Genomic DNA, 23,395 nt, shown 5'->3' on the forward strand with positions numbered 1-23,395 from the left:
AGCACGGATGACCGAACACAACGGCAACGATACAACCTGGATGGCGGAGTTGAATCCGCAGCAGCAGCAGGCGGTGACCCATGGTCTAAAGCCGATGATCTCCATCGGTAACTACATGGACTTTACCACAAAAGTCCTGTTGGGTTTCGGAGTAGTCTTTGAGCTCCCGTTAGTCATTGGACTTGCGGCCAAGATAGGGCTGGTCACGCCCCAGGTTCTTGCCAAGAATCGGAAGTACGCGATCCTGGCTGTCTTCACGATTGCAGCCATTCTGACCCCCACCCCGGACGTCTTCAACCAGACGCTGATGGCTGTGCCGATGTATCTACTCTATGAGGTCGGGATTCTCGGGGCACGCATTCTGGTCAAGAAACCGGCAGTCACCTCGCAGGAGGCGACGGAAGGAGTCTAAGACGTTAGAGGTCCCAGGGTTAGATGAGTGGCTCAGGCTCACGCATGCTTGAGGACGATCGTTTCGACCACGTTCGCTACATCCTCACAGCGGTCGGTCACACCTTCGAGCAATTCGTAGATCTCCTTCCACTTGGTCACCTCTAGAATCGGTTGCTCTCCTTCGAACAAGCCGGCGATCGCACGCCGATACAGATCGTCCGCCTCGTTCTCCAACCGATTGATCTCCACGCAGATCTCCTGCACGGTGTCGAGCCTTGGCAGTTGGCTGACGGCCTTCGCGACCTGCTCAGCCGATGCCACAATGAGGGTGACCATCTCGCGAGATTCGGAGGTCGGCTGCTCGATCTTGTAGAGTACCATCCTGGAGGCGGCCGCCTCGATGAAGTCCACGACGTCATCGAGGGCTGACGTCAGGGCATGGAGGTTCTGCCGGTCGATGAACGGGATGAAGGTCTGGTTCAGCTTCTTCATGATGTTGTGGGTGATAGCGTCCCCTTGGTGCTCAGCCTCCCTGATTTTTCTCCACTTCTCCGCGGAATCAGTGTAATCCTCGAACATGGCCTCCAGGGACCTGGCGGCATCGAGGAGATTATGCGCTGCGGATTCGATCAGACTGAGAAACTCACGCTCCTCCGGCATCAGCCTGTGGGCCGCAAGGGCTGCATCTCGATCAACTCCTGGAATTTCGGGTGAGATACCGGCCGGGCGTCTCAAGCCCTTTCGTATCTCCTTGTCGCCACGCTCCCGGATATCCTGTCCCCGAACGATATAGACGACATCCTCTGCGATATTAGTCGCATGATCGGCGATCCGCTCGAGGTAGCGTGAGACTAGAATCAGGTCTAAGGCCCTGGGAATAGTGGTGGGATCACTGATCATATAGCTGAGAAGCTCTCTGAAGATCTGGTCCCGCAGGAGATCGACGGAATCGTCCGATTCGATGACGATCCTTGCGAGCTCCGGGTCTTGTGCCACAAAAGCATCCAGGCTTTTCTTCACCATCTCCTGGCAGAGCTGGGCTATCCGCGGGATATCGATAAGGGGCTTCAGGATTGGCTGTCTGATGAGCGACATAGTCGCCTGCGCGATGTTGACCGCCAGGTCACCAATTCGCTCGATGTCGCTGTTGATCTTGATGGCTGCCGCGATGAAGCGGAGGTCTCTAGCCATTGGCTGCTGAAGGGCCAGAAGGGTGAAGCATCGATCATCGGTTTCGATGCACCGCTGATCCATCTCTTCCTCGTGGGTGAACACCTCCTGCACCAGAGCCTCGCTCCGATCCATCAACGCCTTGACGCTCTTTACGATCATCGTCTCGGCCAGACTCCCCATCGCCAACAGGTGTTCTCTCAGTTCCTGCAATTGCTCATCAAAGTGACGCTGCATGGCTCCGCCCTCGTGTCCTAGCCGAATCGGCCCGTGATGTAGTCCTCAGTCTGTTTCTTGGAGGGTTTCACAAAAAGTTGCTTGGTCAGATCGTACTCCACTAATTGGCCAAGGTAAAGGAAAGCCGTGTAATCCGAGACCCGGGCCGCCTGCTGCATATTGTGGGTGACGATCACGATCGTGTACTGTTGTTTCAGGTCGGCCATCAGCTCTTCGATCTTTCCCGTTGCAATCGGATCCAGCGCGGAGCACGGTTCGTCCATTAAGAGGACCTCCGGTTCGACAGCAATGGCCCTGGCGATGCACAGTCGCTGCTGTTGTCCCCCTGACAGGCCGAGAGCGCTGCTGCGCAGGCGATCCTGGACCTCGTTCCAGAGGGCGGCTGCCCGCAGACTCCTTTCCACGATCTCGTTCAGCGTCGACTGTCCGCGTACACCGAGGATCCTTGGCCCATAGGCGACGTTGTCATATATCGTCTTCGGAAAGGGATTCGATTTCTGGAACACCATGCCTACCCGCTTGCGGAGTTCCGTGATTTCCATGGCCGGGTCATGGATGTCGAGTCCGCCGATCCGGATAGTCCCGCTGACTGTTACCCCGTCGATGAGGTCGTTCATGCGGTTCAGGCATCGCAGGAGCGTCGTCTTCCCGCACCCCGATGGCCCGATGAAGGCCGTGACCTGATGCTTGGGGATATCGAGGCTGATATCCTGGAGGGCGAGCTTCTCGCCGTACTTGAGGCTCAACTTCCTGATTTCGATCATCGGTTCCATTGTCATCGTCGGTTTTTACAGTCCACTTTAAATCTCATGGTTCTGCACCATAAAGTCCGTCATTGCTTCGAAAGTCCCCCCCATCCTCTTCGGCGTAGGGGCGACCCTAGTGGTCGCCCGATCTGGGCAGGCACAAGGCCTGCCCCTACAAAGGGAGGGAGTAATAGGTCCAAACTTTATCATAAGGCACTTTCTCTATCTCTAGAACGCCGAAGATGCGTATTTTTTTCGGAGACGGTTCCTGATCAGGATCGTTGCCAGGTTCAAGGCCAGAACGACCAGGAGAAGGAGGAGTATAGTAGTGTAGACCATCGGCCTGGCGGCGTCCACATTGGGTGATTGAAACCCGACGTCGTAGATGTGGAATCCAAGGTGCATAAACTTGCGCTCTAGATGCACGAACGGCCAGACGCCATCGATCGGAAGGGACGGGGCGAGCTTGACCACCCCGGTGATCATGAGTGGCGCAACCTCCCCGGCCGCCCGGGCCATGGCCAGGATGAGTCCCGTAAGGATTGAGGGCATGACCGTCGGCAGGACGACCCGCCAGGTCGTCTCGAACTTTGTGGCGCCCAGCGCCAGCGAGGCCTCACGCATCCCGGGCGGGATAGCCGCAAGTCCCTCCTCCGTGGCTACGATGACGACCGGGACGGTCAGGAGAGCAAGGGTCAACGAGGCCCACAAGATCCCTCCTGTCCCGAAGGTCGGGGTCGGGAGCGCTTCGGGATAGAAGAGCCGGTCGATACCTCCCCCGACGAGGTAAATGAAAAAGCCGAGACCAAAGACCCCAAAGACGATAGACGGGACGCCGGCCAGGTTATTCACGGCGATCCTGACCGTACTGACCAATATCCCCTGTTTCGCGTACTCCCGAAGGTAGAATGCGGCCAGCACACCCAGCGGTGCGACGAGGAGGCTCATGATCATCACCATCATCACCGTGCCGAATATGGCGGGGAAGACGCCACCCTCAGTGTTCGACTCCCTGGGATCGCCGGAGATGAACTCCCAGAGCCTGGACAGATACACGCCGCTCTTGGACCACACCCCCATCGAGTTCGGTCGGACGATTCGGACGATCTGCTGAAGCGGCAGATCCACCTCCTTGGAGTCGATGACCGAGACGATGAGGGTATGTTGGGAGAGCCGGCGGAACGTGGCGAGTCTTGCCTCCTGTTCGCGGTATTTGGCCGCCCAACCTTCCATCTCCTGGTTGAGCCGTGCTGCTTCTGAACCTCCCTCTTGCCCCGAGAGTGCCAGCTTCTTGAGCTTGAGGCGGATCTTCTCCTGAGCGAAGTTGATCGCCCCGATCTCTTTTTTCTCGATCCGCCTGATCTCCTTGAGCGTCGATGTCGCGTCCGGAAGGAGGGCCTGAAGAGCGCTCCAGGCCGGCTCAGGACCCTTAGCTGCGGCGCGCTCGTTGTCCCCCCGAATCTCCTTGAGAAAGCCGTAGAGATGACCCCACTCCCGTCGCTCGATGAGGACAGCCTCCGCAGGGGAGTCGCGGCGAGCGATCATGGCCTCCTCGACCCAGACGAAGTCGGCGCCGTACAGGTCACGATTGCCGACCTTGACCTGAATCCGGTAGCGCGTGGCGGTCCCTGGGGGTGCGTCCGGTTGCGGGATCACCTCCCGTTGCATCACCTGGCCTAATAGCTCCTTGCCGTCCGACAGCGTGAGAAGCGCAATCGGCGACGGCCAAAAGAAGCCCAGCCCGTTGAGCAGCACCAGGAGGACGAGCCCGGCCACCATAAGGAGGCTGAGGGCTAATGCCCCTCCAGTGAGCCAGATGAATGGATCGCCGCTCTTCCAGAATCGCTTCATAGGGCGCGATACCTCTGCCGAAGCTTCAGGCGAACCAGTTCGGCCACGGTGTTCACGATGAAGGTCATCACGAAGAGCAGGAGGGCTGCCAGGAAGAGGATCCGAAAGAGCGTCCCGCCCTCAGGCGCCTCCGGGAGCTCCACGGCGATGTTGGCCGAGAGGGCCCGAAAGCCGTTGAAGATGCTCCAGTCCATCACCGGCGTATTCCCCGTGGCCATCAGGACGATCATAGTTTCGCCCACCGCCCGTCCGAAGCCGATCATGATGGCGGAGAAGATCCCCGGGCTTGCCGTCGGCAGGACTACCCTCAGCGCGGTCTGCCACCGGGTGGCGCCAAGCGCGAGCGAACCGGCCACAAGGTGTTGAGGCACGTTGGAGAGCGAATCCTCGGCAATGGTAAAAATGATCGGGATGACGGCGAAGCCCATGGCGATGCCCACAACCAGGCAGTTTCGTTGATCATAGGTGAGCCCAAGGACATTCAAGAGCCAGCCCCGATAGTCGCCTGACAGCAACAGGCGCTCGATTGTCCCACCGAGTTGGAAGGAGATCCAACCTCCGAGGATCACGATCGGGATGAGCAAGGCGACCTCGGTGCCAGCCTTGACTCGACTGCGGACGCTAGTGGGAACGAATTGCCAGCAAAAGACGACGATCAGGATAAGGAGCGTGGTCACGATCGGCATGAGGAAGAGGCCGGGAACGACCTGTTCGACGAGGGGTGCAAGCCAAAGGCCTGCCAGGAAGCCCAGGACGACGCTCGGAAGCGCAGCCATAATCTCCACGGTCGGCTTCACGATCCCCCTGAGCGTCGGGTGCATGAACTGGGAGGTGTAAAGGGCGCCCAGGAGCGCCAGCGGAATCGCGAAGAGCAGGGCGTAGAATGTTCCTTTGATCGTCCCGAAGATGAGCGGGGCGAGGCTGAACTTCGCCTCAAAGTCGTCGGTCCCTCCAGTGGACTGCCAGACATAGGCCGGCGCAGAGTACCCTTCGTACCAGATCTTCCCGAACAGGCTCCCCCAACTGATCTCGGGGTGGGGGTTCTCCACGCTCCAGTGCGAGAAGCCCCCTTTCGCATCAACTGTCAGGACACCGTCGACTTTGGGGGCGAAGGTGACCGCGCTGAGTCCCATATCTGCAGCCTTGAGCGTCAGCAAGGTCTTGCCCGTGGTTCCATAGTGGATGTGGATGATGCCGGAGGCGTCCGCCGTCACAAACCCCTTATCGCGACGGGACGGGGCGAAGGCGACGACGGGCCCCGTGTGGGCCAGAAAGTCATGGACCTTCGCCAGGCGCTGCTCTTCGCCATCCGCCCGCACGAGCTGCCAGGAGCTGACGCCGCCCATCGTATCACCCACTACCAGGGTGCGGTCCCCGATCAGGAACCCCATCGTGCTTACGCCGATCCCCGGTCGGATCGTGGCAGGGACAACGCCGGCAACCTTCGGGTCGTTCGGATTTTGCAGATCGACCCTAATGACCTGGCCGGACGAGGTACCGGCGAACAGGTTCTCGCCGCGACCATCGAGGAGGATCTGGGTGATCTCCCCCTCGACCGGCAGAGTGAGGCGCTCACGTGACTCCTCCTTCGTGGATGGACCGATCAGGGCCGTCGTCTCCTTGACGGTGACGAGGATGAGAGCTTTTGGACCGACGGCAGCCGCTGTCATGGGCCCGTTGGGGGTGGAGGCGTAGGCGAGCCTGGCGAGCGGATGCCGATCCGGATCGACTGCGATCGGGTCGCCGGTTACTAATTCAGCTTCGACGCGGCGCCTTCCTTCCGGGAAGGTGACCGAGAATCCGACCTCAGCGGGGATCGCACGCCCATCCGAGAGTCCCAGTGCGAACTGTCCTCGTCCCAAGGCTGATGTTCCGACGACCGTGGCGCCGTGCAGTCCCTGCAGCCGGTTGGATGCCGGCACGCTGCCGTCCTTGACGGAAACGAAGTGTACGCCGGAGGCTGTCACCACGTACACGATCTCCCGGTATTCATCCACCCCAACTGCCAGCGGGGCCGAATCGAGGCTTGTGGTGAGCGCTCCCAGCAGCACCGCTGTGGGCTTCCTGAAGAGGGGATAGACCCCATAGGCAATGATGAACAGGATTGCGAGAATGGAGACGATGATTGCCGCCCCCCCGAGCGTGACGACCCAACGGGCGAGGCGATCCAGCAGGAGGCGCCGCCTAATCTTTTCGCGGGGGATAATAAACGGGCGAGCCGTCTGTAGCGGCTCGCCCGGTACGTCTACGTTGGTGCTGTCCTTCATAGAGATGCTCGGTGAGTCATTAGAGCGCTTTGCTCAGCTCTTCCTTAGCAACGGAGCTAGGGATCGGAAAGAATCCGTCCTTGATCACGACCTCCTGCCCCTCCTTCGAGAGCACAAGCCTAATGAACTCACTAGTGAGGGGGTCAAGGCGCTTGCTTGGCGCCCGATTGACGTAGATGAACAGAAACCGTGACAGTGGGTACTTCCCGGAATAGGCGTTGGCCGCAGTGGCCTCGCCGCACGTGCCGCCTTCTTTCTCTGCCAGTGGAACGGCCCGTACGCCGGCGGTGGTGTAGCCGATGCCACTATAGCCGATGGCGTAGCGGTCGACGGCCACCCCCTGGACCACCGAGGCCGATCCGGGCTGCTCCTTTAGCTCATCCTTGTAGTCGCCGTTCTTCAGCGCGTGATCCTTGAAGAACCCGTACGTCCCGGAGGCCGAGTTTCGACCGAACAGACTAAGCGGGCGATTGGCCCAGTCGCCGGTTAAGCCAAGCTGACCCCAGGTCTTGATGTCTTCCTTGTGTCCGTAGCGCCTGGACTTGGAAAAGATGGCGTCTACTTGGGCAATGGTCAGACACTTTATCGGGTTGTCCTTATTCACAAATACGGCCAGGGCGTCCACGGCACTGCGGAGCTCGGTCGGCTTGTAGCCGAACTTCTTTTCAAAGGCATCGATTTCGGTCCCTTTCATGGGACGAGACATGGGACCGAGCTGAGCGGTACCGGAGATCAGCGATGGCGGAGCCGTGGAGGAGCCTTTCCCCTCAATCTGGATCTTCACATTGGGGTAAAACTTGTTGAACGTTTCGGCCCAGAACGTCATAAGATTGTTCAAGGTGTCCGATCCGACACTCGAAAGGTTGCCCGATACCCCGCTGACCGCCTTGTAGGCTGGCAGCGCCTGGTCCACCTTGAGAACTTCGGCCACGCCAAGCACCGGCCAAAGCGAGATAGTGCCGACGATCAGCGCGAGAAGTATCGATAAACTTGGCCTGCTCATTTGCGGTTCGCTGTTTTTCATGACGGTTGGTCTCCTTTTCTCCATGAATTCTACAAAAGGTGCTGTGACGGTGACGTTACGCGCATGTTACAGATATGTTACGTTCCATAATCGGTCGATTAGAACTGAAATTGCAGCTCGGCGATCCCTTGATGCGCGAGCTCGCCGTGCGTGCTATTGCTCATCCCGACGGCATTCCGGCCTGGCCTGAGATCGATCAGGATGTAGTTCCCCCGCAGCCGGACGCTAGGGTTGACATACCAGGTCAGTCCGAGAGTGCCGGAGCGCAACTCCATCGGCACCTCATTGGCCACGGCAGACGTAAATGCGCCTTTGTTATCATCGACCCGTACGTGCTCGTAGCGGAGGTTGGTCAGCAGGCCATTGCGCTTGGTGCCGAAGAGCCAGTAGCCGATCGTCCCATAGCCACCCTGCATGATGAGGTGATCGAGATTGCTACCGCTCGCGCCCAAGTTGTCACGCTCCTGGGAGGCGTAGGCGTACTCCCCCTTGAGCACAAACGGGTAGAAGTCGAAGACGAGGTCGCCGCCACCAGTGACTCGGTCGCCGTTGATCCGGAAGCCGTCCTGGGTCCCGCCGACGCCGTTACCGGCCAGCCTGACGCCAGTCGGACTACCCGGGTTGAAGTTCTCAAAGCCGCCGACGACTCTCGTCACCGTATTGGCATCGGTCGCGCCGTTCCCCCTTACAATCCGGAAGGTGCGGTGGTCGGCGTTCAGCCCGATGGTGAGAGTCCCGAAGGGCATCGGGGGGGACACGGCCACTCGCCCGGTGAACTCTTTCTTCCCGTCGTTGTCGATGGCGCACTGATCGACCCGACCGCAGCCGTTATAGATCCCCACCCCATAGTAGACAGGCATGGTGGCGAGTTTCAGCGTGCCCTCGACGGTGGCACCAAGCTGCTGCTCCGGGGACAGCGCCCTGGAGATGACTGCCCGCTCGGCGAAGTCCAGGTCCCGTGCGGAGGTGAGCATCTCGAGGCCGAATCGGGGCTTGTACTGCCCGACGGTCACCTTGGCCCACGGCGCATACGTGTAGCTGCCCCAGCCCTCTTCGAGCCGTGTACCGATGGCACCTCCCGAGATCTCTGACTCGATGAAGAAGCCGAAGTTGTTGAAGACTTGGCCGCTCACGATGATCCGAGTACGGCGCAGCCGAAATGTGCTCGGGTCGTGCCGTGCCAGCCCTGCTGCCGTCAAATCCTGACCACCAACCACACCGGGGAACTCCTCTTCATTTCGCGCCCCTTCGATTTGCATCCAAGTCTGGACGTACCCGCGCAGGCTCAGGTTGAACTGGCCATCGGCTGACTTCAGGAAGAAGCCCTTCCCGGGCTCATACCCGGTGAGCAGTGACGAGGCCGCGGCATCTGCGGCCTTCTTCTCCACCTCCATCACGCGCCTGTCGATCTCGGTCTGTTGCGCGGTCCGGTCTTGCCGTAGCCGGTGCATCTCTTGCTGCAACTGCTGCAGTGACTGCTGCTGCGTCTCAAATACCTGCTCGAGCTCTGTGAGCTTATCGGCCCACGCGGGAGCAGGGGCGAGCAGCAAGGCGCTGCCCAAGACGACACCGCGAACCCACCACTTTCTTTGATCCATGATTCTCCTCTCTGCGTGTTGTTCGGTTGACCACCGCGCTCCCGAAGAGCGGAGCGCTTTGCTTTTGCGGGGCGCTGTACTGACCCCGCCACGGTACCCTATATGGGGGGTACTGGCCGTTGTGGCCCGTGGACGTACTACACACTTGTGGCGCTCGCTGAGTTCAGGCTGACCGCTTCATGGGCAGGTCCGGCATCTGTGAGAAGCTACTTTCAAGGTCGTGGTACAATGCGTAGACCTGAAGGAAGGGATTCCAATCGAATTGCGCCCGAAGGTCGTCTTGAAGAGCGTACAGCCGGAGGGTGCCGGCCTGCGCCTTGACCTCCTGGCGGATAACGCCCAGGACGCCCAGCTCCGGGATGCCGAGCTCGTCAAGCCCGGTCAGGTTGATGACGACTTTCACGCCGTGGCGCCGCAGCAACGGCAAGAGGACTCGGTGTAACCTTGCCTCCTCGTTGTCCAGCGCCTTCCCATCAAGCCTGATGATCAGACTGCCTTTGCACTCTTTGATCCGGTATCGCATACTCCGCTCCTCCTCGTTATGGTTACGCCGCCCGTCGTTGCCCGCCCACTGGTCGAATGCTGATGCGCAGCGTCTGCTCTTCCCTGTTGTACGAGATTCGTTCGATGGTTCCATCGATGGGGCTCAGCACAAATTGATCATCGAAATATGGAGAGAGGCCCAACAGGTAGCCCCTCTTTACCTCGCTCTTTGCGACCAGCCGGTTGTAGGAACTCGCATCCACCTTCAACGTAATCAGCATGTCATCCTCCTTTTTGACCGACATCCTAACCGTCATGTGTTACGACCGTATGAAGGATCGGTGACGCCAGAGTAAATTCGACTATCCGGATTGACTTGCTGGAAACACGTGGTGTACTCTCTGTGCTCGTTTCGGATTGATCTGTATCACCTCTGGCACCTGCGTTGCCCACCCCCCACGGCGGAGGTGAGTAGTTCAGTAGGCTCCAGCACCGTGCAGAAGGAGAGATCGCATGGGAAAGTCGATGACGTCGATGATGACGGGATTAGCGGTGATGTTCGTCGCGGGGCTCTCTGTCGGCTGGGCGCAGCAGGCCACGGTCACGCTCGTGTCGCCGAAGGATGGGGACGTCATAGGTTCCCGCATGGTGATCCAGTGGGAGTTCAAGCCGGCGGGGGAGGTCAACCACATCCATCTCTACCTGGACGGGGCCAACCCGGGGCCACCGTTTGGGACCTCAATGGAACTCACGGGCCTCTCGAACGGGCCGCACATCGTCAGGATCGTCGCGGCGAATCCGCGCCACCAAGAGATCGGCCCTGAGGCCAGCGCGAAAGTGACTGTGCAGGGCGCGGCGGCGCCGACCACGCCACTGCCAGCCCCCAGGCGGAGCCGAGCGTACTAGCTGCTGGGCTCCGAGGGACGCGGGGACCGGCTGAGCCCTCCGAATCCTGGGCGCCTCGTGACCCTCCTGTTCCTCGGCTCGCCTATCCTATGTTAAGCTGCCGTCCTCTGCTACGCCCGGCCTCTTCGGTCACACCCCCTCCTGTGGACTCCCCGGATGGCGGATTCGTGGTTGAAATCTACACCGCGATGTCAAGGAGGGCATCCCCGCTGTGACCTTGTCCGTCCTTTCCCACGCTGTCGAGCTACCCGGTTGCCGGATTCCAGAGTATCAGGAGACCGGAAAACGGATCGTAGAGATTGTGACGGCTGCGGCGCAGAAGGATCTGCTGGGACCGGGCGTCCTCTCGATTGTCAGCCCGATCCTGGTCGCGTTCGCCTTCGGAGCGCCGACGCTGGGCGGCTTCCTTCCAGGAGCGATCCTCACCACCTCCAGCGCACGGAATCAGTCCTGCGGGCGAATGATCCGCCATCTGCCGGCCGGCTCCACCTACCGGGTGACGATCGACTACGGCGTCCTGATCGCGGCGACAGTCACCCGGTAGTCGTGGGAGCAGCTTGGCCTGCAGGACGGGGCCGAAGTTGTTGCCGCATTCAAGGCCACCGCTCCCCATGTCATTCGCTAGGACCTTCCTACCTTGACGCTCATCTTTATTGGTATTACTATATACGTAATGCCGTAGTACGTAGATTGTATACCTTATGAAATCGAGAAGGAGCCTCCCATGGACACAAGCCGGATGACCGTAAAAGGACAGGTCACGATCCCTAAGCCCATCCGTAACCGCCTTGGACTCCATCCGGGCGATGCGGTGGAGTTTGAAGAAGAGCCTGGCGGGATTCGCCTCAAGAAGTTCGTGAGCCGATCCCCCTTCGCGCGTTACCGAGGGTATCTGACCCACCTCGCAGGCCAGGACCCCGATAGTCTGCTTGAGGCGCTCCGGGGGAAGGCAGAGGCGTGATCACAGCGATCGATACCAACATCTTGCTCGATCTCCTCATTCCAGATACGCGGTTTGGCGAGGTCTCGCAGCGGGCGCTCGATAGTAGTCTTCAAGCCGGACGTCTAGTGATCAGTGACATGGTCTACGCCGAACTGGCGGTCCACTTCTCATCCCATCACGAGCTCGATAGGTTTCTCGCGGACACAGGGATTGATGTTGTTCCCTACTCACCGGCGGCGCTGGTGCTGGCGGGCCAAACATGGGCACAGTATCGCCGTCAGCGAGACGATACCCTGTGTTGTCCGCAGTGCGGGCATATCCAACAAGTGAACTGCGGGTCATGTGGAGCATCGCTCCGGGGGCGGCAACGTCTCCTCAGCGATTTTCTTATTGGGGCGCACGCGCTCAGTCACGCCGATCGTCTCATGACCCGTGATCGGGGCTATTACAGGACCTACTTTCCTGAACTATCTCTCCTGGATCCTGCGAAGGAGGGTACCTAAAAACGCAGATGAGCCGTTTGCAGTCCCGGACTTTCCGACCCGCGAGGGGCTAGAGGAGATCGGCTGGGCGCAGCAGGCCACGGTCACGCTCGTGTCGCCGAAGGATGGGGACGTCATAGGTTCCCGCATGGTGATCCAGTGGGAGTTCAAGCCGGCGGGGGAGGTCAACCACATCCATCTCTACCTGGACGGGGCCAACCCGGGGCCACCGTTTGGGACCTCAATGGAACTCACGGGTCTCTCGAACGGGCCGCACACCGTCAGGATCATCGCGGCGAATACGCGCCACCAAGAGGTCGGACCTGAGGCCAGCGCGACGGTGACGGTGCAGGGCGCGGCGGCGCCGACCACGCCACTGCCAGCCCCCAGGCGGAGCCGAGCGTACTAGCGGCGGGGCTCCGAGGGAAGCGGGGACCGGCTGAGCCCTCCGAAGCATGGGCGCCTCGCGACCCTCCTGTTCCTCGGCTACGCATCTCCTATTGTGCGCTGCCGTCCCCCGCGACACATCGTCGGGACAGGGGGACGCCGCGCGATGCTCGATCCTGCAGGGACGCGCGAACCGGCGAGTCTGCTGAGCGAGGTCGTATGGCCCACACACTGTACCGACCTCTTCGGTCACACCCCCTCCTGTGGACTCCCCGGATGGCAGATTTGTGGTTGTAATCTGCACCGCCAATCCCGCCAGTACGGCTCTCAATATGGCTCATTTTTTCCATTGACACCTATACAAGCTGAATGCTACAAGTCGGCTACTCAGTTCTATCCTTTTTGTCAAGGGAGAGGATGCAGACATGGCGAGTAGCGGGAACCTGCTTCTAGCCGGATCCGGCATCACGCCGAAGGCGAATACCGATATGGCCCTTTGGGGTATCATGAGCCCTGAAGGGCCGTGCTGCTTTCAGGAGACCTCCGCTCTCTGCTTCCCGATCGCATGGCGACAATGAAGACGGTCCGTGAAGATGGCTATGACATCCGGACCGTCCAGGAGTTGCGTGGCCACAACGAGGTGAAGACAGCCATGATCTACACCCATGTGCTGAATCGAGGTGGAAAAGTGGTGAGAAGCCCGATGGACGGATTGTGAATAGGGTTGATGATTATTTGGTGTGTTAGGCTGGCAGATCTTGCAGTTTAACCTCCCTTGAGGCACACGGACAGGACGACGGAAGTACAGGTGATAAAAGGGATTGCGAAAAAGCTGCATCACTGGAGTTGGCGTGTTAGGCTGACCCAACTGGCGTGTTAGGCCGGTCGGCCTAATCAATAGTTGGGCGTCGGGTCAGGGCGCCGTACGCTTTGGACCCTGTTCTAACCGTCAGTCAAGGATGAGATCCTGCGATGTGGAAGCTCATAGGTGTCGAGGACCAGGCGCAACGCGGAGCTGGCTTAGTATGCTGCCCATGAGCCGGGACCCCGCCGCCCCGCTGCCGCCCGAAAGCGCTCAACGGATTTCGCGAGAGGAGATGAGCGAGCTGCCCATCCGGAGCTACGAGGGTTCGGTGCGCCTCGTTGCGGCGCCCGCAGACCTCCAGCGCGCGATGCATGACATCTGCCAGGAAAGCGTAGTCGGCTTTGACATCGAGACACGGCCCGCCTTCAGGCCCGGCGAGAGTTATCTCCCCTCCCTTGTGCAGTTCGCCACGGCAGGCGCGGTGTATCTCATGCAGGTCCAGCAGCAGGACTATTCCGCCGTGATGCAGGAGATCTTTTCGTCGGAGAAGATCACTAAGGCGGGCGTATCGGTGGCCGACGATCTGCGTAACCTGAAGAAGTTGTTTGAGTTCGAGGAAAGAGCGGTGGTGGATCTCGGCAAGGTTGCGAAGCGTCACGGCCTGAAGCAGACGGGCGTGCGCAATCTCGCAGGGATTTTTCTCGGCACGCGAATCCCCAAGGGCGCGAAGACGACGAACTGGGCTGCGCACCGCCTGACGCCGCAGCAGATCGCCTACGCTGCGACCGATGCCTGGGCGTGCCGCGAGCTGTATCTCCGCTTCAAGCAGCTGAATTTGGTCTGACGACCCGAGAACTCGGCGTCAGAGAAGGCGCCGCCCAACCATCAGTTACACCGGAGCCAGGAAAGCGGCGCTTCGCTTGCTTTCCTGGCCCGGTGAACTGGGTCGTTAGACCGCGGAACGAAACACCGAAACCAAATCATGAATACGGGCGCTTTCCTTGCCGATCAGCGGCGCTATTTCGTCGGCGCGTACGAGCAATTCTGTGCCTTTGGCGGACCCTGTGTGTACTTCCATCGCGAGTGCATTCGCGCGGGTGAAGTCGACTTCTTGTCTGACAGACACATCGAGATGCTTTACGCAACGCTCACCGCGTGGGGGATGCACCGGATGGGCGACACCGACACAACCAAGACGAAGTTGACGAACTGGGGCCCATTCCGGGACTCGCTGCGTGGATGCAGTGAAGAGCTGAGACCGCTGCAGGGGGTCGATCTGCTCAACCTCACAGCGCACGAGTACTCCGATGCCGTGTCGGCTCTCACGCCCTGCTATCGGAAGCTCAAGCTGTCGGTCTCCGATGCAACTATCGTCGTTAACTCGAAGGCGCTGTACCACCTGTTGCCGCGCATGATACCGCCCATCGACCGCCAGTACACGGTCCGGTTCTTCAAGCAGTCGCCCGACACGTGGCGTGATGCCAAAGGCAAGTTCAGGGCGGTCATGCTGCCCGCTGGCATCGAGGCTCAGTTCCAGATGTTCCACTCGATTTGTCTCGGCGTGAAGGGCTTGGTCGACCACGTAGATCTCGCGCTGCTCGAGCACGAACTTCGCTCGAACAACGTGACACCACCCAAAGCGATCGACAATGCCATCGTCAACTTCGTCAGAATTACCTCGGGTGGCCGGCTGCCGGCGGTCTAACATTGCATGCACCATAGGTAAAATAGGGACAGACACTATTATCGTGACAATTCGTGGTGTTCGGCGGTCATGATCGTGCATGCCACGGATTACCCGAATCGTTGCACCCGGCCACCCGTATCATGTGACGCAACGAGGGAATTATCGCCAGACGGTCTTTCGGAACGACAGAGATTCGAATGCGCACGATGACAGAGCGGCCACTGCGAAGAGACGGGTTGATCTGGTAGGTGCACAGGAAACTGGTGTTTGGAGGGGCGTGCAGTCTTTGCGGACTAGACGCGGGGAGAGCGGCGAATCGAGGCGATCTAACTCAGGTCAGGCGTCGGAAGACGAGCGTCTCTCGCCGGCAAGCCATTGGCGGAGCCGTGTGAGAATCTCATCGCGGATTCGGCGGAACGTCTCCAAGCGGTCCGCATCCGTGCCGGTGGCCTGAGAGGGGTCGCCGAAGCTCCAGTGGATGCGGGTCGTTCCCCCTGGGAACATCGGGCATCGTTCGTTGGCGCTGTCGCAGACCGTGATCACATAGTCCCATGGCTGGCTGAAGAATACGTCGATGGTTTTGGAGGTATGCCCACTCAAATCGATCCCGACCTCCTCCATAGCCCGAATCGCCAGGGGGTGGACGCGCGTCGCCTCGGTTCCGGCGCTGGCCACGTCGAAACGCTCTCCGGCCAGGGCCCGGAGGAAGCCCTCGGCCATCTGGCTCCGCGCTGAGTTGTGCGTGCAAAGAAAAAGCACTCGCGGTCTAGTCATGTAGGCCCTCTCAGTGTGGGACACTGACCGCAGATCGCTGGAAAGCATCCGGAAGAGATCTAAAGCATAACGAAGCAGAGATCTTGCTGAACATGGTCAGGCCCGTCCGCCGATTGGCCGCCGGGGCGGTTCGACGACCGGGACCGCTACGGGCTCGGCAAACCAGTGGCGTGTGCGATTGCAAAATGAGCACACCGAGAGCATGACCGGCACCTCGACGAGAACCCCAACCACAGTGGCTAATGTCGCGCCAGAGGTGAGGCCAAAGAGCGAGATGGCGGTGGCGACGGCCAGTTCGAAGAAGTTGCTGGCACCGATCAGCGCCCCTGGCGCGGCGATCGAGTGAGGAACGCGGAGCCACCACGCCAACCCGTACGCCAACCCCGAGTTAAAGTAGACCTGGAGGAGCAGCGGGACCGCAATGAGCACGATGTGCGATGGCTTGCCCAGGATCACCTCCCCCTGGAATGCGAAGATGATGACGAGGGTAGCCAGGAGAGCCACAATAGTGACCGGCTTGAGCTGCGCGAGAAAGACTCCCTCTAACCACGCGGGGCCATTGATCCGGAGGAGCGCCGCGCGGGAGGCAGCCCCGGCAGCGAGCGGAATGACAATGTACAGGACCACCGAGTACAGCAGCACGTCGTACGGCACCGCGATGTTCGAGACGCCCAGGAGAAAGATCACGATGGGCGCAAAGGCGAAGAGCATGATGAGGTCGTTCAACGCCACCTGGACCAGTGTGTAGGCTGGGTCGCCGTCAGTCAGATAGCTCCAGACAAAGACCATGGCCGTGCACGGGGCAGCCGCCAGGATGATGGTTCCAGCGAGGTACTGATCTCCGAGGGAGGAGCCGATGATCCCGGCAAAGAGGTGTTTGAAGAAGAGCCAGCCGAGGAAGGCCATACTAAAAGGCTTTACCAACCAGTTCACGAACAGGACGATCAGGATTCCCTTCGGTCTCCGCCCGACGTCCCTGATGGCAGAGAAGTCGATCCGCAGCATCATCGGGTAGATCATCAGCCAGATCAGGACTGCGACAGGAAGGTTGACGTGACTCACCTCCATCCGGCTTAGGGTACCCACCAGTCCGGGGCTGACCTTGCCGATGGCGACGCCCGTCACGATACAGAGCGCCACCCAGACAGAGAGGTAGCGCTCAAAGACGTTCAGCCGCGTTGCAACTTTGACGTCCTGCTCGCTCATGCTGTCCTCCCGCTATCCAAATCAAGATTCATTGATGAATGGCGCCAAAAAAAAGTCAATCACATCGTTTCGATGAAACGCGGAGCCCACGTCCCCTTGGCTTTAGCGAGCCAATAAACCGCTGCAGATCCTCGATCGCCTCCAGGCTCAACGAGTAGTACACCCATCGACCCTCCCGCCTGTCCGTCAGAATTCCAGCCTCCTTGAGCGTCTTGAGATGGAAGGAGAGCAACGACTGGGTTGTCGCCAGCATGTCGGTCAAGTCGCAGACGCACTGCTCGCCGTCACTCAGACGTTCGATGATCTGCAAGCGCGTTTCATCGGAGAGAGCGTGAAACCAGCGTGCGGCGCGCGTGAGATCTTTCGGCATCAGAGATAGCATGGAGCGAATATATCAATTTGTATTGATTTGTAAAACGACTATTTACTTCTTGGACGCTCCAGTTGCCAATGCCCTTGGAGATCTGGTCAGCAGCGGGACAATCAGCGGCGTCGCCTGTGTCAGGTGGCCTCGGAATCGGGAGGGGCGATTGGGAGCGTGAAGCGGACTGTGGTCCCTTGGTTTAATTGGCTTTCGATGGCTAGCTCACCGCCGTGCGCCTTGACCAGGTGCTTCACGATGGCTAGTCCGAGTCCGGTCCCGCCCAGATCCCTGGAGCGAGCCCTGTCCACCCGGTAGAACCGCTCTGTGATTCTGGGCAGGTCCTGCGACGGTATTCCGACCCCAGTGTCTTCCACCGCGATCTCCACAAGCTCACTCACGCTCGCTGTTTCGAGTTTCGAGTTTCGAGTTTTGGGTTCTGAACTCGGGACTCGAAACTCGAAACTCGAAACCAGTCTGGCGGTGACCGTCACGGTGCCGCCACTCGGTGTGAACTTGAGGCCATTGTCCAGCAGGTTGATTAGGATTTGCACCAGACGGTCACGGTCGGCCAGCACAAGCGGCAGGTTGTTTGGCAACACCACCCGCAGGTCGATTCCCAGCTTGTTTGCCTGTAGTCCGTAGATGGCCATACTACTCTCTATCACCTCCGCGAGGCTGGTTGGGCACCAGTGGAGCGTGGCCTTCCCTAACTCCAGGTTGGAGAGGTCCAGCAGGTCGTCCAGGAGCCGGCCCAACCGCTCGGTATGCTTGTGGATTACTTCGAGGAACGGACGGGCATGCTCCCGATCCTCAAGCCCTCCTTCCAAGAGTGTCTCCAGGTACCCCTTGATCGAGGTCAGGGGGGTTCGCAGTTCATGGGAGACATTGGCCACGAACTCAGTACGAACCATCTCCAGGCGGCGCAACTCGGTCACATCATGCAGCACCAGCATTGCGCCTGATGTCCGTTCCCGACCCTTGAGGGCAGAGGCATGCACTTGAAGAACCCGCTGCACTGGGGTAAAGATCTGAAGCTCCTGCTGGGCGAAGGCCCCCTCCTTGAGCGTGTGATTCAAGAGATCTAGCATCTCCTTGTTACGGATCACTTCGAGAAAGGGCCTGCCGTCCGCCGCTACGGATGGAGCGTTGAGGAGTCGACAGGCGCTGGCATTGATGAACAGGATGCGGTTCGCTCCATCAACCGCCACCACCCCTTCCACCATGCTATCAAGGATGGCCGCCCCCTTGGCCCGCTCTCCCTCCAGCTCCGCGAGCCGATCCTCTAACCGTTTAGCCATGAGATTCAGGGCACGTCCCAACTGGCCGATTTCATCGGAGGAGGGCGCGGACATCTTGCAGGAGAAGTCGCCTTCGGCCATGCGGTAAGCGGCGGTTGTCATCTCCAGGATGGGTTGTGTTACCTGACGGGCGAAGAGGAAGCCCAGAACCGCCGCCGCAGCCAGAGCAAGCAGGCCCCAGATGACCAGCGTCAGCCAGCTCTCCTTCAGGCGCTCAACTAGGGCGGTATCCGGTGATGTAAGGACGGTGAGACCGACAGCGACGGCGATGCCTGCCACCAAGAGCAGGTACGTGGCGATAAGCTTTTGTTCAAGCTTGCCTGGGATCACGGGTGCCCTTGCTGCCGCGCCAATCAGGTATCCTGATCGAACCGATAGCCGACGTTCTTCACGGTGACGATGCGCGTGGCCTCTGGACCCAGCTTTTCACGGAGGCGCCGGACATGGACATCGACGGTGCGGGATTCTATCTCGGAGGCTCGCTCGTATCCCCAGACCCGGGCCAGAAGAAACTCTCGCGTCAGAGCGCGTCCCTTGGCGAGGACCAGGGCTTTTAACAGGTCGAACTCCTTGCTTGTTAGCTCCACCGCTCGCTTCCGGATAGAGACAGTGTACCGGCCGAGATCAATCTCCAGGCTACCCACCTTGAAGACCTCCTCCTCCTGAGTCTCCTCGCTTCTGCGAATCAGGGCCTTGACCCTCGCCACCAGTTCTCTCGGTCCGAACGGCTTGGTGAGATAGTCGTCGCCGCCCAGTTCAAGGCCTAGAACCTTGTCGGTCTCCTCCGCCTTGGCGGTAAGCATCAGGATCGGTAGACGTGCGGTGTCGGGTTCTTTGCGAAGCCGACGGCAGACATCCAACCCGCTCAGATGCGGCAGCATCAGATCCAGGACCAGCAGGTGTGGCCGCTCACGCTTGACCAGCTCTAATGCCTGGAGGCCATCATGCGCCTGAAGGACACGAAATCCCTCGCGCTCCAGATGGTACGCGACCAGGGCGGTAATGTCTTTTTCATCGTCCACGACCAGGACTTTCATGACAGCGTCTCCTGCTGGTCAGGCCGGTGCAGGCCAATATCCTACGTATAGTGCATCCAATGCTTCTTTACACATTCCGTTCGCCCTGAGCTTGTCGAAGGGTGAAGTAGTTCAATGGGTTCCGTCCATGGGTTCGACAAGCCTGTGGTGAGCCTGTCGAACTGCTCACCACGAACGGATTTAAAGGTGTTTGTGAGACACTGCACTAGCTTGTCTACCTTGGGCAGATGATAGCCACCTTCCCGTGGAGCCGCAAGCGCTTTCGTTCGGCTGGGGCAGGGATTGCGCTTGACCTGATGGACGAACCGTAGTAAATATACCGATATGTTTATACATGCATATCGAGGCTGACCGATGCAGCTTGAGCTGAAATCGAAGACTTGGCTGGAGGTTGATGGCAAGTTCATCATCGGGGAGCACGGCATCGCGCTCCTGGAGGCGATCGATGAACTTGGGTCGATCCAGCAGGCGGCGAGACAGCTCGGGTGGGCCTATCGGCACACTTGGGGGTATCTCAAGAATATGGAGCGGAACGCCGGCATGCCAATCCTGCTTGTCCGCCGAGGAGGGAAGTCAGGCGGTGGGACACAGCTCACGCCGCAAGGGCGCAAGCTGCTGCGGGACTACAAGCGATTACAGAAGACGTTGCGGGCAACCATACAACAGAAATCGCGGTTGCTATTCTCGTACTAACACTTTATGCGGCATTGCCGCATCACGGCCCATAAAAATACATCTTGACCCCCCATCCTTACCTTCCCCCCCGGATCGAGTCCGAGGCAGGTTCTCATGGGGGGAAGGGACACCTCACGTAGACTCCTCCCCCCTCGGAGGGGGAGGATACAGGTGGGGGGGATTTCCAGGGAAGCTACAGGCGCAAAAGTGACAGATATCACCAAGGTGATGTCCGGAGAGGGAGGAGGTGGGGAGGATGGAAATGAGCGCACGGAATCAATTGCCTGGGACTATTAAGAAGGTCACAGTCGGAGCCGTGATGGCTGAGGTGATCATGCAAGTGGGGGATCAAGAGCTGGCCGCAGCTATCACCAGCGGCTCGGTCAAGCGAATGAAATTGAAAGTGGGTGATAGGGTCTTCGCCGTCATCAAAGCCACCGAAGTCATGATCGCCAAGGAGTAGCCGGAGATGATGGGAGTCATGGGTGAGAGATGGCTGAAAAACGCTCGTAAGCGCTTTGTCGTAGGTCTGGCGGCGCTTGGCATTCTGCAGATCGCGTTGATCTGTAGCGTCCAGGCCGCAGGCCAGATTGTCATCCTGGCCACCACGACCAGCACGCAGGATTCGGGCCTGCTTGACGTTGTGGTCCCACTGTTTGAGAAGCGAACCGGCTATGTGGTAAAAACGATTTCTGTCGGAACCGGTCAGGCGCTTGCCTTGGGCGGTCGGGGTGAAGCCGATGTCGTCCTGGTTCATGCGCCTGAGGCTGAGAAGAAATACTTAGCCGAGGGGACGCTCGTCAACCGTCGGCTGGTCATGCACAACGATTTCATCGTCGTCGGCCCGAAGGAAGATCCTGCCCAGATCGGTGGCCTAAAGAAGGCGAGTGATGCGCTCCGTAGGATCGGCGAGACAAAGGCGGCGTTCGTTTCGCGCGGCGACAACTCTGGAACGCATCAACTCGAAAGACGCCTCTGGAAGGAGACGGGGTTAGACCCCAATGGCGACTGGTATCTACAATCGGGCCAGGGGATGGGACAGACCCTCGCAATCGCGTCAGAGAAGCGGGCCTATACCCTCACCGATCGCGGGACCTACGTGGCCTTGAAAAAGCGGGTCCAGCTTGAGGTTCTGGTGGAGCGGGACAAATCTCTCCTGAATATCTACTCGGTCATGGAGGTCAATCCTGCCAGGTTTCCCAAGGTGAATGCTGCGGGTGGGAAGGCGTTCGCGGACTTCATGATCTCGGCCGAGACCCAGGCTGTCATCAAGACGTTCGGCATCGAGAAGTTTGGTGAGCCGCTGTTCTTCCCGGATGCCGGCAAACGCGAGGAAGAACTTGGATCCTGAACCTGTCTAACTGCTCACCACGAACGGATTGTAAAGACATTTAAGAGACGCCACACTAACGACACAGAGGGATGAGAAGGATGGTTCAAAAAAGAAGTTGGTGGATTCGTACAATCGTCGTAGGCAGCGCCTTGCTGCTCGCCCCTGTGGGGGCGTGGGCCGACAAGCTCATGGAGCTCGAGCAGGTATTTGAGACGCAGCAGAAGTCGCTGCAGCAGTTGCAGCAGGAGATGCACCGCCTGCGGCAAGACCGGACCGCGCAACAGACAGAGATCGACAGGCGCGTGATGGAGGTGGAGAAGAAGGCCGCAGATGCCGCAGCCTCGTCACTGCTCACCGGGTATGAGCCCGGAAAAGGGTTCTTCCTGAAGTCAGCCGATGGCCAGTTCAATCTGAGCCTGCGCGGGTACGTCCAGAGTTGGATGCAAGTTGAAGGGGCGCGAGGGGAAGAAGGTTTCCCTGGTGTCGTTGATGGTCAGGATGTGACGGCAGCAGGGCTGGCACGGCACGAACCGAGTACATTTCGGATGCGTCGCGCCCGGATCATCGTGAGCGGCAAGATCTTCAACGACTTCAGCTTCTACATCGAGCCGGAGCTTACGAGCGGCTCCATCGGCACACGCCTCGAAGCTGGCTGGGTCAGCTACACGTACGCCCCGTGGGCAAAGGCTACCTTTGGGCAGTACAAGGCCAGGTTCGGCCTCGAAATGCTCACCGCCTCTACCGACCTGGACTTCGCCGAGCGGGCAGTCGTTGCCAGGTCGCTCTCCCCGGACTGGCAACTTGGCGCCACCGTCGAGGGCAATCTGAAACTCGCCACCCTACCTGTCTACTATGGGGTGGGGATCTATAACGGCTGCGGTCGAGTCGATCAGATTGGTTGCGCCATCGACAACGACGGGAATAAGGAGTTCACCGGTCGAGTGGCCGTGTCCCCCCCGATGCCCTTCGGGACTCTCACCATCGGGCTGAATGCCGATCACCGCACCTTCCGGATCGTGAGGGGTAACGGCGCGACCGATGCCAACACGGTGACGAGGGTCGTTGGCGGCTTTGAGAACTTCAACCCGGTTGGTCCGACCGGGGTCAGGCTGGCCGGCAACGGCGTCGGCGGGACCCAGAACGGCTTCCGGATCAACGGCAACCGAGTCACTGGCGGCGGCGATATCGTGTTCGACTTCTATCCGTTTGTAATCAAGGGGGAGTACGCCTACGCCTCCCAGGAGCGTGACGAATTGGATGTTGGCGGCACGAATCTCGATAACCTCATCATGCATGGTGGGTATGGGTCGATCGGCTACTGGATCTTCGGCAATAAGCGCAATGGCCTGTTAGCCAACGGCCGCTACGAGCACCTGCGCGTCGATGATAACGAGGGCGCATTTACTGCGCCTGACTCGGCCACAAACGAGAGGCCGATGGAGCTGCGCTCTGGAACCCTTGGTCTGACCTGGTACGTCAACCCCAGCGTCAAGCTGCGGGGGAACTACATCATGACCGACCTCAGGCCAGGCCGTAATGCCGTCGGCATGAGCAACAGCACACACGGCGAACTCGCGCATCAAGGGATCGCCGAGCTGCTGATCCAATTCTAATATGCAAATTAATGGCAGGCTTCAACCTAAGCTCACCATGGTGCAGTAGCGGGGTCTGTCGCTTCTCATGCGAACCATACATCTGGTGGGCTTCGGCATTCTAAGGCAAGCGTCGA

26 protein-coding genes and 1 pseudogene are annotated in these 23,395 nt (G+C 59.5%); 14 read left to right on the plus strand and 13 right to left on the minus strand.

All coding sequences use genetic code 11. The annotated features are described in order from the left end of the window. Nucleotides 1-7: 7 nt before the first annotated feature. Nucleotides 8-412 (plus strand): twin-arginine translocase subunit TatC, encoded by a 405-nt coding sequence (gene tatC / locus CLG94_RS04660; protein ID WP_239993123.1) that lies wholly within the window; start codon nucleotides 8-10, stop codon nucleotides 410-412. A gap of 38 nt (nucleotides 413-450) precedes the next feature. Here tatC and phoU read toward each other — a convergent pair whose 3' ends face one another. The 8 genes from phoU to CLG94_RS04705 form a co-directional block, all read right to left on the minus strand. Next, entirely contained in the window at nucleotides 451-1,800 is a 1,350-nt protein-coding gene (gene phoU / locus CLG94_RS13565; protein WP_239993124.1) for a phosphate signaling complex protein PhoU, read from the minus strand. Nucleotides 1,801-1,817: 17 nt separating this feature from the next. Continuing rightward, entirely contained in the window at nucleotides 1,818-2,564 is a 747-nt protein-coding gene (gene pstB, locus CLG94_RS04675) for a phosphate ABC transporter ATP-binding protein PstB (RefSeq protein WP_107561817.1), read from the minus strand. A gap of 210 nt (nucleotides 2,565-2,774) precedes the next feature. Beyond that, a complete protein-coding gene (gene pstA / locus CLG94_RS04680) occupies nucleotides 2,775-4,397 on the minus strand; it encodes a phosphate ABC transporter permease PstA (protein WP_107561703.1) in 1,623 nt (540 codons plus the stop codon). Next, nucleotides 4,394-6,664, minus strand: coding sequence for an ABC transporter permease subunit (locus CLG94_RS04685; RefSeq protein ID WP_107561704.1), 2,271 nt, complete (start codon nucleotides 6,662-6,664; stop codon nucleotides 4,394-4,396). Before CLG94_RS04685 ends, pstA begins: the two co-directional genes overlap by 4 nt. 19 nt (nucleotides 6,665-6,683) lie before the next feature. Next, nucleotides 6,684-7,688 carry a PstS family phosphate ABC transporter substrate-binding protein gene (locus CLG94_RS04690; protein ID WP_239993126.1) on the minus strand — a complete coding sequence of 335 codons (1,005 nt, stop codon included), beginning with the start codon at nucleotides 7,686-7,688 and terminating at the stop codon, nucleotides 6,684-6,686. 98 nt (nucleotides 7,689-7,786) lie between these two features. Continuing rightward, nucleotides 7,787-9,286, minus strand: coding sequence for a porin (locus CLG94_RS04695; protein ID WP_107561705.1), 1,500 nt, complete (start codon nucleotides 9,284-9,286; stop codon nucleotides 7,787-7,789). A gap of 163 nt (nucleotides 9,287-9,449) precedes the next feature. After that, on the minus strand, nucleotides 9,450-9,809 hold the full coding sequence (locus CLG94_RS04700) for an STAS domain-containing protein (RefSeq protein ID WP_107561706.1): 360 nt from the start codon (nucleotides 9,807-9,809) through the stop codon (nucleotides 9,450-9,452). Nucleotides 9,810-9,831: 22 nt separating this feature from the next. Then, the gene (locus CLG94_RS04705; RefSeq protein ID WP_107561707.1) at nucleotides 9,832-10,050 is read right to left on the minus strand and encodes a hypothetical protein; all 219 of its coding nucleotides are present in this window, start codon (nucleotides 10,048-10,050) and stop codon (nucleotides 9,832-9,834) included. A gap of 232 nt (nucleotides 10,051-10,282) precedes the next feature. Here CLG94_RS04705 and CLG94_RS04710 point away from each other — a divergent pair, with 232 nt between their 5' ends. The 9 genes and pseudogenes from CLG94_RS04710 (at nucleotide 10,283) to CLG94_RS04745 (ending at nucleotide 14,997) form a co-directional block, all read left to right on the plus strand. Further along, nucleotides 10,283-10,675 (plus strand): Ig-like domain-containing protein, encoded by a 393-nt coding sequence (locus CLG94_RS04710; protein ID WP_107561708.1) that lies wholly within the window; start codon nucleotides 10,283-10,285, stop codon nucleotides 10,673-10,675. 211 nt (nucleotides 10,676-10,886) lie between these two features. Beyond that, nucleotides 10,887-11,219 carry a sodium/proton-translocating pyrophosphatase gene (locus CLG94_RS13570; RefSeq protein ID WP_239993127.1) on the plus strand — a complete coding sequence of 111 codons (333 nt, stop codon included), beginning with the start codon at nucleotides 10,887-10,889 and terminating at the stop codon, nucleotides 11,217-11,219. A 180-nt stretch (nucleotides 11,220-11,399) separates the two neighbouring features. Next, entirely contained in the window at nucleotides 11,400-11,636 is a 237-nt protein-coding gene (locus tag CLG94_RS04720) for an AbrB/MazE/SpoVT family DNA-binding domain-containing protein (RefSeq protein ID WP_107561709.1), read from the plus strand. Next, nucleotides 11,633-12,121, plus strand: a complete 489-nt coding sequence (locus tag CLG94_RS04725; RefSeq protein WP_107561710.1) for a type II toxin-antitoxin system VapC family toxin — start codon at nucleotides 11,633-11,635, stop codon at nucleotides 12,119-12,121. The genes CLG94_RS04720 and CLG94_RS04725 overlap by 4 nt, the downstream gene beginning before the upstream one ends. Before the next feature lie 91 nt (nucleotides 12,122-12,212). Further along, a complete protein-coding gene (locus tag CLG94_RS04730; RefSeq protein WP_107561711.1) occupies nucleotides 12,213-12,509 on the plus strand; it encodes a hypothetical protein in 297 nt (98 codons plus the stop codon). Nucleotides 12,510-12,912: 403 nt separating this feature from the next. After that, on the plus strand, nucleotides 12,913-13,065 hold the full coding sequence (locus CLG94_RS13260; protein WP_161954025.1) for a hypothetical protein: 153 nt from the start codon (nucleotides 12,913-12,915) through the stop codon (nucleotides 13,063-13,065). A gap of 11 nt (nucleotides 13,066-13,076) precedes the next feature. Further along, nucleotides 13,077-13,205: pseudogene (locus CLG94_RS04735) on the plus strand (integron integrase); the annotation flags it as partial. A gap of 307 nt (nucleotides 13,206-13,512) precedes the next feature. Then, nucleotides 13,513-14,136: a 3'-5' exonuclease gene (locus tag CLG94_RS04740; RefSeq protein ID WP_161954026.1), complete on the plus strand. Its 624-nt coding sequence runs from the start codon at nucleotides 13,513-13,515 to the stop codon at nucleotides 14,134-14,136. 138 nt (nucleotides 14,137-14,274) lie between these two features. Next, nucleotides 14,275-14,997: a hypothetical protein gene (locus tag CLG94_RS04745; protein ID WP_107561713.1), complete on the plus strand. Its 723-nt coding sequence runs from the start codon at nucleotides 14,275-14,277 to the stop codon at nucleotides 14,995-14,997. Nucleotides 14,998-15,315: 318 nt separating this feature from the next. Here CLG94_RS04745 and CLG94_RS04755 read toward each other — a convergent pair whose 3' ends face one another. From CLG94_RS04755 to CLG94_RS04775, 5 genes are all read right to left on the minus strand, one after another. After that, a complete protein-coding gene (locus CLG94_RS04755) occupies nucleotides 15,316-15,753 on the minus strand; it encodes an arsenate reductase ArsC (RefSeq protein ID WP_107561714.1) in 438 nt (145 codons plus the stop codon). Between the two features lie 96 nt (nucleotides 15,754-15,849). After that, a complete protein-coding gene (gene arsB, locus CLG94_RS04760; RefSeq protein ID WP_107561715.1) occupies nucleotides 15,850-16,959 on the minus strand; it encodes an ACR3 family arsenite efflux transporter in 1,110 nt (369 codons plus the stop codon). Nucleotides 16,960-17,014: 55 nt separating this feature from the next. After that, on the minus strand, nucleotides 17,015-17,341 hold the full coding sequence (locus tag CLG94_RS04765; protein WP_107561716.1) for an ArsR/SmtB family transcription factor: 327 nt from the start codon (nucleotides 17,339-17,341) through the stop codon (nucleotides 17,015-17,017). A gap of 119 nt (nucleotides 17,342-17,460) precedes the next feature. Continuing rightward, the gene (locus CLG94_RS04770) at nucleotides 17,461-18,951 is read right to left on the minus strand and encodes an ATP-binding protein (RefSeq protein ID WP_107561717.1); all 1,491 of its coding nucleotides are present in this window, start codon (nucleotides 18,949-18,951) and stop codon (nucleotides 17,461-17,463) included. A 23-nt stretch (nucleotides 18,952-18,974) separates the two neighbouring features. Further along, nucleotides 18,975-19,658: a response regulator gene (locus tag CLG94_RS04775; RefSeq protein ID WP_107561718.1), complete on the minus strand. Its 684-nt coding sequence runs from the start codon at nucleotides 19,656-19,658 to the stop codon at nucleotides 18,975-18,977. 354 nt (nucleotides 19,659-20,012) lie between these two features. Here CLG94_RS04775 and CLG94_RS04780 point away from each other — a divergent pair, with 354 nt between their 5' ends. The 4 genes from CLG94_RS04780 to CLG94_RS04795 all read left to right on the plus strand — a co-directional run bounded on the left by CLG94_RS04780 (nucleotide 20,013) and on the right by CLG94_RS04795 (nucleotide 23,279). After that, nucleotides 20,013-20,351 (plus strand): winged helix-turn-helix domain-containing protein, encoded by a 339-nt coding sequence (locus tag CLG94_RS04780; protein WP_107561719.1) that lies wholly within the window; start codon nucleotides 20,013-20,015, stop codon nucleotides 20,349-20,351. A 238-nt stretch (nucleotides 20,352-20,589) separates the two neighbouring features. Continuing rightward, the gene (locus CLG94_RS04785) at nucleotides 20,590-20,796 is read left to right on the plus strand and encodes a TOBE domain-containing protein (RefSeq protein ID WP_107561720.1); all 207 of its coding nucleotides are present in this window, start codon (nucleotides 20,590-20,592) and stop codon (nucleotides 20,794-20,796) included. A 9-nt stretch (nucleotides 20,797-20,805) separates the two neighbouring features. Continuing rightward, entirely contained in the window at nucleotides 20,806-21,684 is an 879-nt protein-coding gene (locus CLG94_RS04790; RefSeq protein ID WP_107561819.1) for an ABC transporter substrate-binding protein, read from the plus strand. 80 nt (nucleotides 21,685-21,764) lie between these two features. Further along, nucleotides 21,765-23,279, plus strand: a complete 1,515-nt coding sequence (locus CLG94_RS04795; RefSeq protein ID WP_107561721.1) for a porin — start codon at nucleotides 21,765-21,767, stop codon at nucleotides 23,277-23,279. The last annotated feature ends 116 nt before the right edge of the window (nucleotides 23,280-23,395 follow it).

Origin of the sequence: Candidatus Methylomirabilis limnetica, from assembly GCF_003044035.1 — a bacterium.
Taxonomy (GTDB): domain Bacteria; phylum Methylomirabilota; class Methylomirabilia; order Methylomirabilales; family Methylomirabilaceae; genus Methylomirabilis; species Methylomirabilis limnetica.

What these genes read in the sequence shown, in the direction of transcription:
- CLG94_RS04740 (WP_161954026.1), top strand. Translation starts at nt 13,513, where the DNA reads ATGCTGCCCATGAGCCGGGACCCCGCCGCCCCGCTGCCGCCCGAAAGC.
- CLG94_RS04785 (WP_107561720.1), top strand. Translation starts at nt 20,590, where the DNA reads ATGGAAATGAGCGCACGGAATCAATTGCCTGGGACTATTAAGAAGGTC.
- phoU (WP_239993124.1), bottom strand. Translation starts at nt 1,800, where the DNA reads ATGCAGCGTCACTTTGATGAGCAATTGCAGGAACTGAGAGAACACCTG.
- arsB (WP_107561715.1), bottom strand. Translation starts at nt 16,959, where the DNA reads ATGAGCGAGCAGGACGTCAAAGTTGCAACGCGGCTGAACGTCTTTGAG.
- CLG94_RS04790 (WP_107561819.1), top strand. Translation starts at nt 20,806, where the DNA reads ATGGGAGTCATGGGTGAGAGATGGCTGAAAAACGCTCGTAAGCGCTTT.
- CLG94_RS04710 (WP_107561708.1), top strand. Translation starts at nt 10,283, where the DNA reads ATGGGAAAGTCGATGACGTCGATGATGACGGGATTAGCGGTGATGTTC.
- CLG94_RS04780 (WP_107561719.1), top strand. Translation starts at nt 20,013, where the DNA reads ATGCAGCTTGAGCTGAAATCGAAGACTTGGCTGGAGGTTGATGGCAAG.
- CLG94_RS04705 (WP_107561707.1), bottom strand. Translation starts at nt 10,050, where the DNA reads ATGCTGATTACGTTGAAGGTGGATGCGAGTTCCTACAACCGGCTGGTC.
- pstB (WP_107561817.1), bottom strand. Translation starts at nt 2,564, where the DNA reads ATGATCGAAATCAGGAAGTTGAGCCTCAAGTACGGCGAGAAGCTCGCC.
- CLG94_RS04720 (WP_107561709.1), top strand. Translation starts at nt 11,400, where the DNA reads ATGGACACAAGCCGGATGACCGTAAAAGGACAGGTCACGATCCCTAAG.
- CLG94_RS04765 (WP_107561716.1), bottom strand. Translation starts at nt 17,341, where the DNA reads ATGCTATCTCTGATGCCGAAAGATCTCACGCGCGCCGCACGCTGGTTT.
- CLG94_RS04795 (WP_107561721.1), top strand. Translation starts at nt 21,765, where the DNA reads ATGGTTCAAAAAAGAAGTTGGTGGATTCGTACAATCGTCGTAGGCAGC.
- CLG94_RS13260 (WP_161954025.1), top strand. Translation starts at nt 12,913, where the DNA reads ATGGCGAGTAGCGGGAACCTGCTTCTAGCCGGATCCGGCATCACGCCG.
- pstA (WP_107561703.1), bottom strand. Translation starts at nt 4,397, where the DNA reads ATGAAGCGATTCTGGAAGAGCGGCGATCCATTCATCTGGCTCACTGGA.
- CLG94_RS04775 (WP_107561718.1), bottom strand. Translation starts at nt 19,658, where the DNA reads ATGAAAGTCCTGGTCGTGGACGATGAAAAAGACATTACCGCCCTGGTC.
- CLG94_RS04690 (WP_239993126.1), bottom strand. Translation starts at nt 7,688, where the DNA reads ATGAAAAACAGCGAACCGCAAATGAGCAGGCCAAGTTTATCGATACTT.
- tatC (WP_239993123.1), top strand. Translation starts at nt 8, where the DNA reads ATGACCGAACACAACGGCAACGATACAACCTGGATGGCGGAGTTGAAT.
- CLG94_RS04685 (WP_107561704.1), bottom strand. Translation starts at nt 6,664, where the DNA reads ATGAAGGACAGCACCAACGTAGACGTACCGGGCGAGCCGCTACAGACG.
- CLG94_RS04755 (WP_107561714.1), bottom strand. Translation starts at nt 15,753, where the DNA reads ATGACTAGACCGCGAGTGCTTTTTCTTTGCACGCACAACTCAGCGCGG.
- CLG94_RS04695 (WP_107561705.1), bottom strand. Translation starts at nt 9,286, where the DNA reads ATGGATCAAAGAAAGTGGTGGGTTCGCGGTGTCGTCTTGGGCAGCGCC.
- CLG94_RS04700 (WP_107561706.1), bottom strand. Translation starts at nt 9,809, where the DNA reads ATGCGATACCGGATCAAAGAGTGCAAAGGCAGTCTGATCATCAGGCTT.
- CLG94_RS04745 (WP_107561713.1), top strand. Translation starts at nt 14,275, where the DNA reads ATGAATACGGGCGCTTTCCTTGCCGATCAGCGGCGCTATTTCGTCGGC.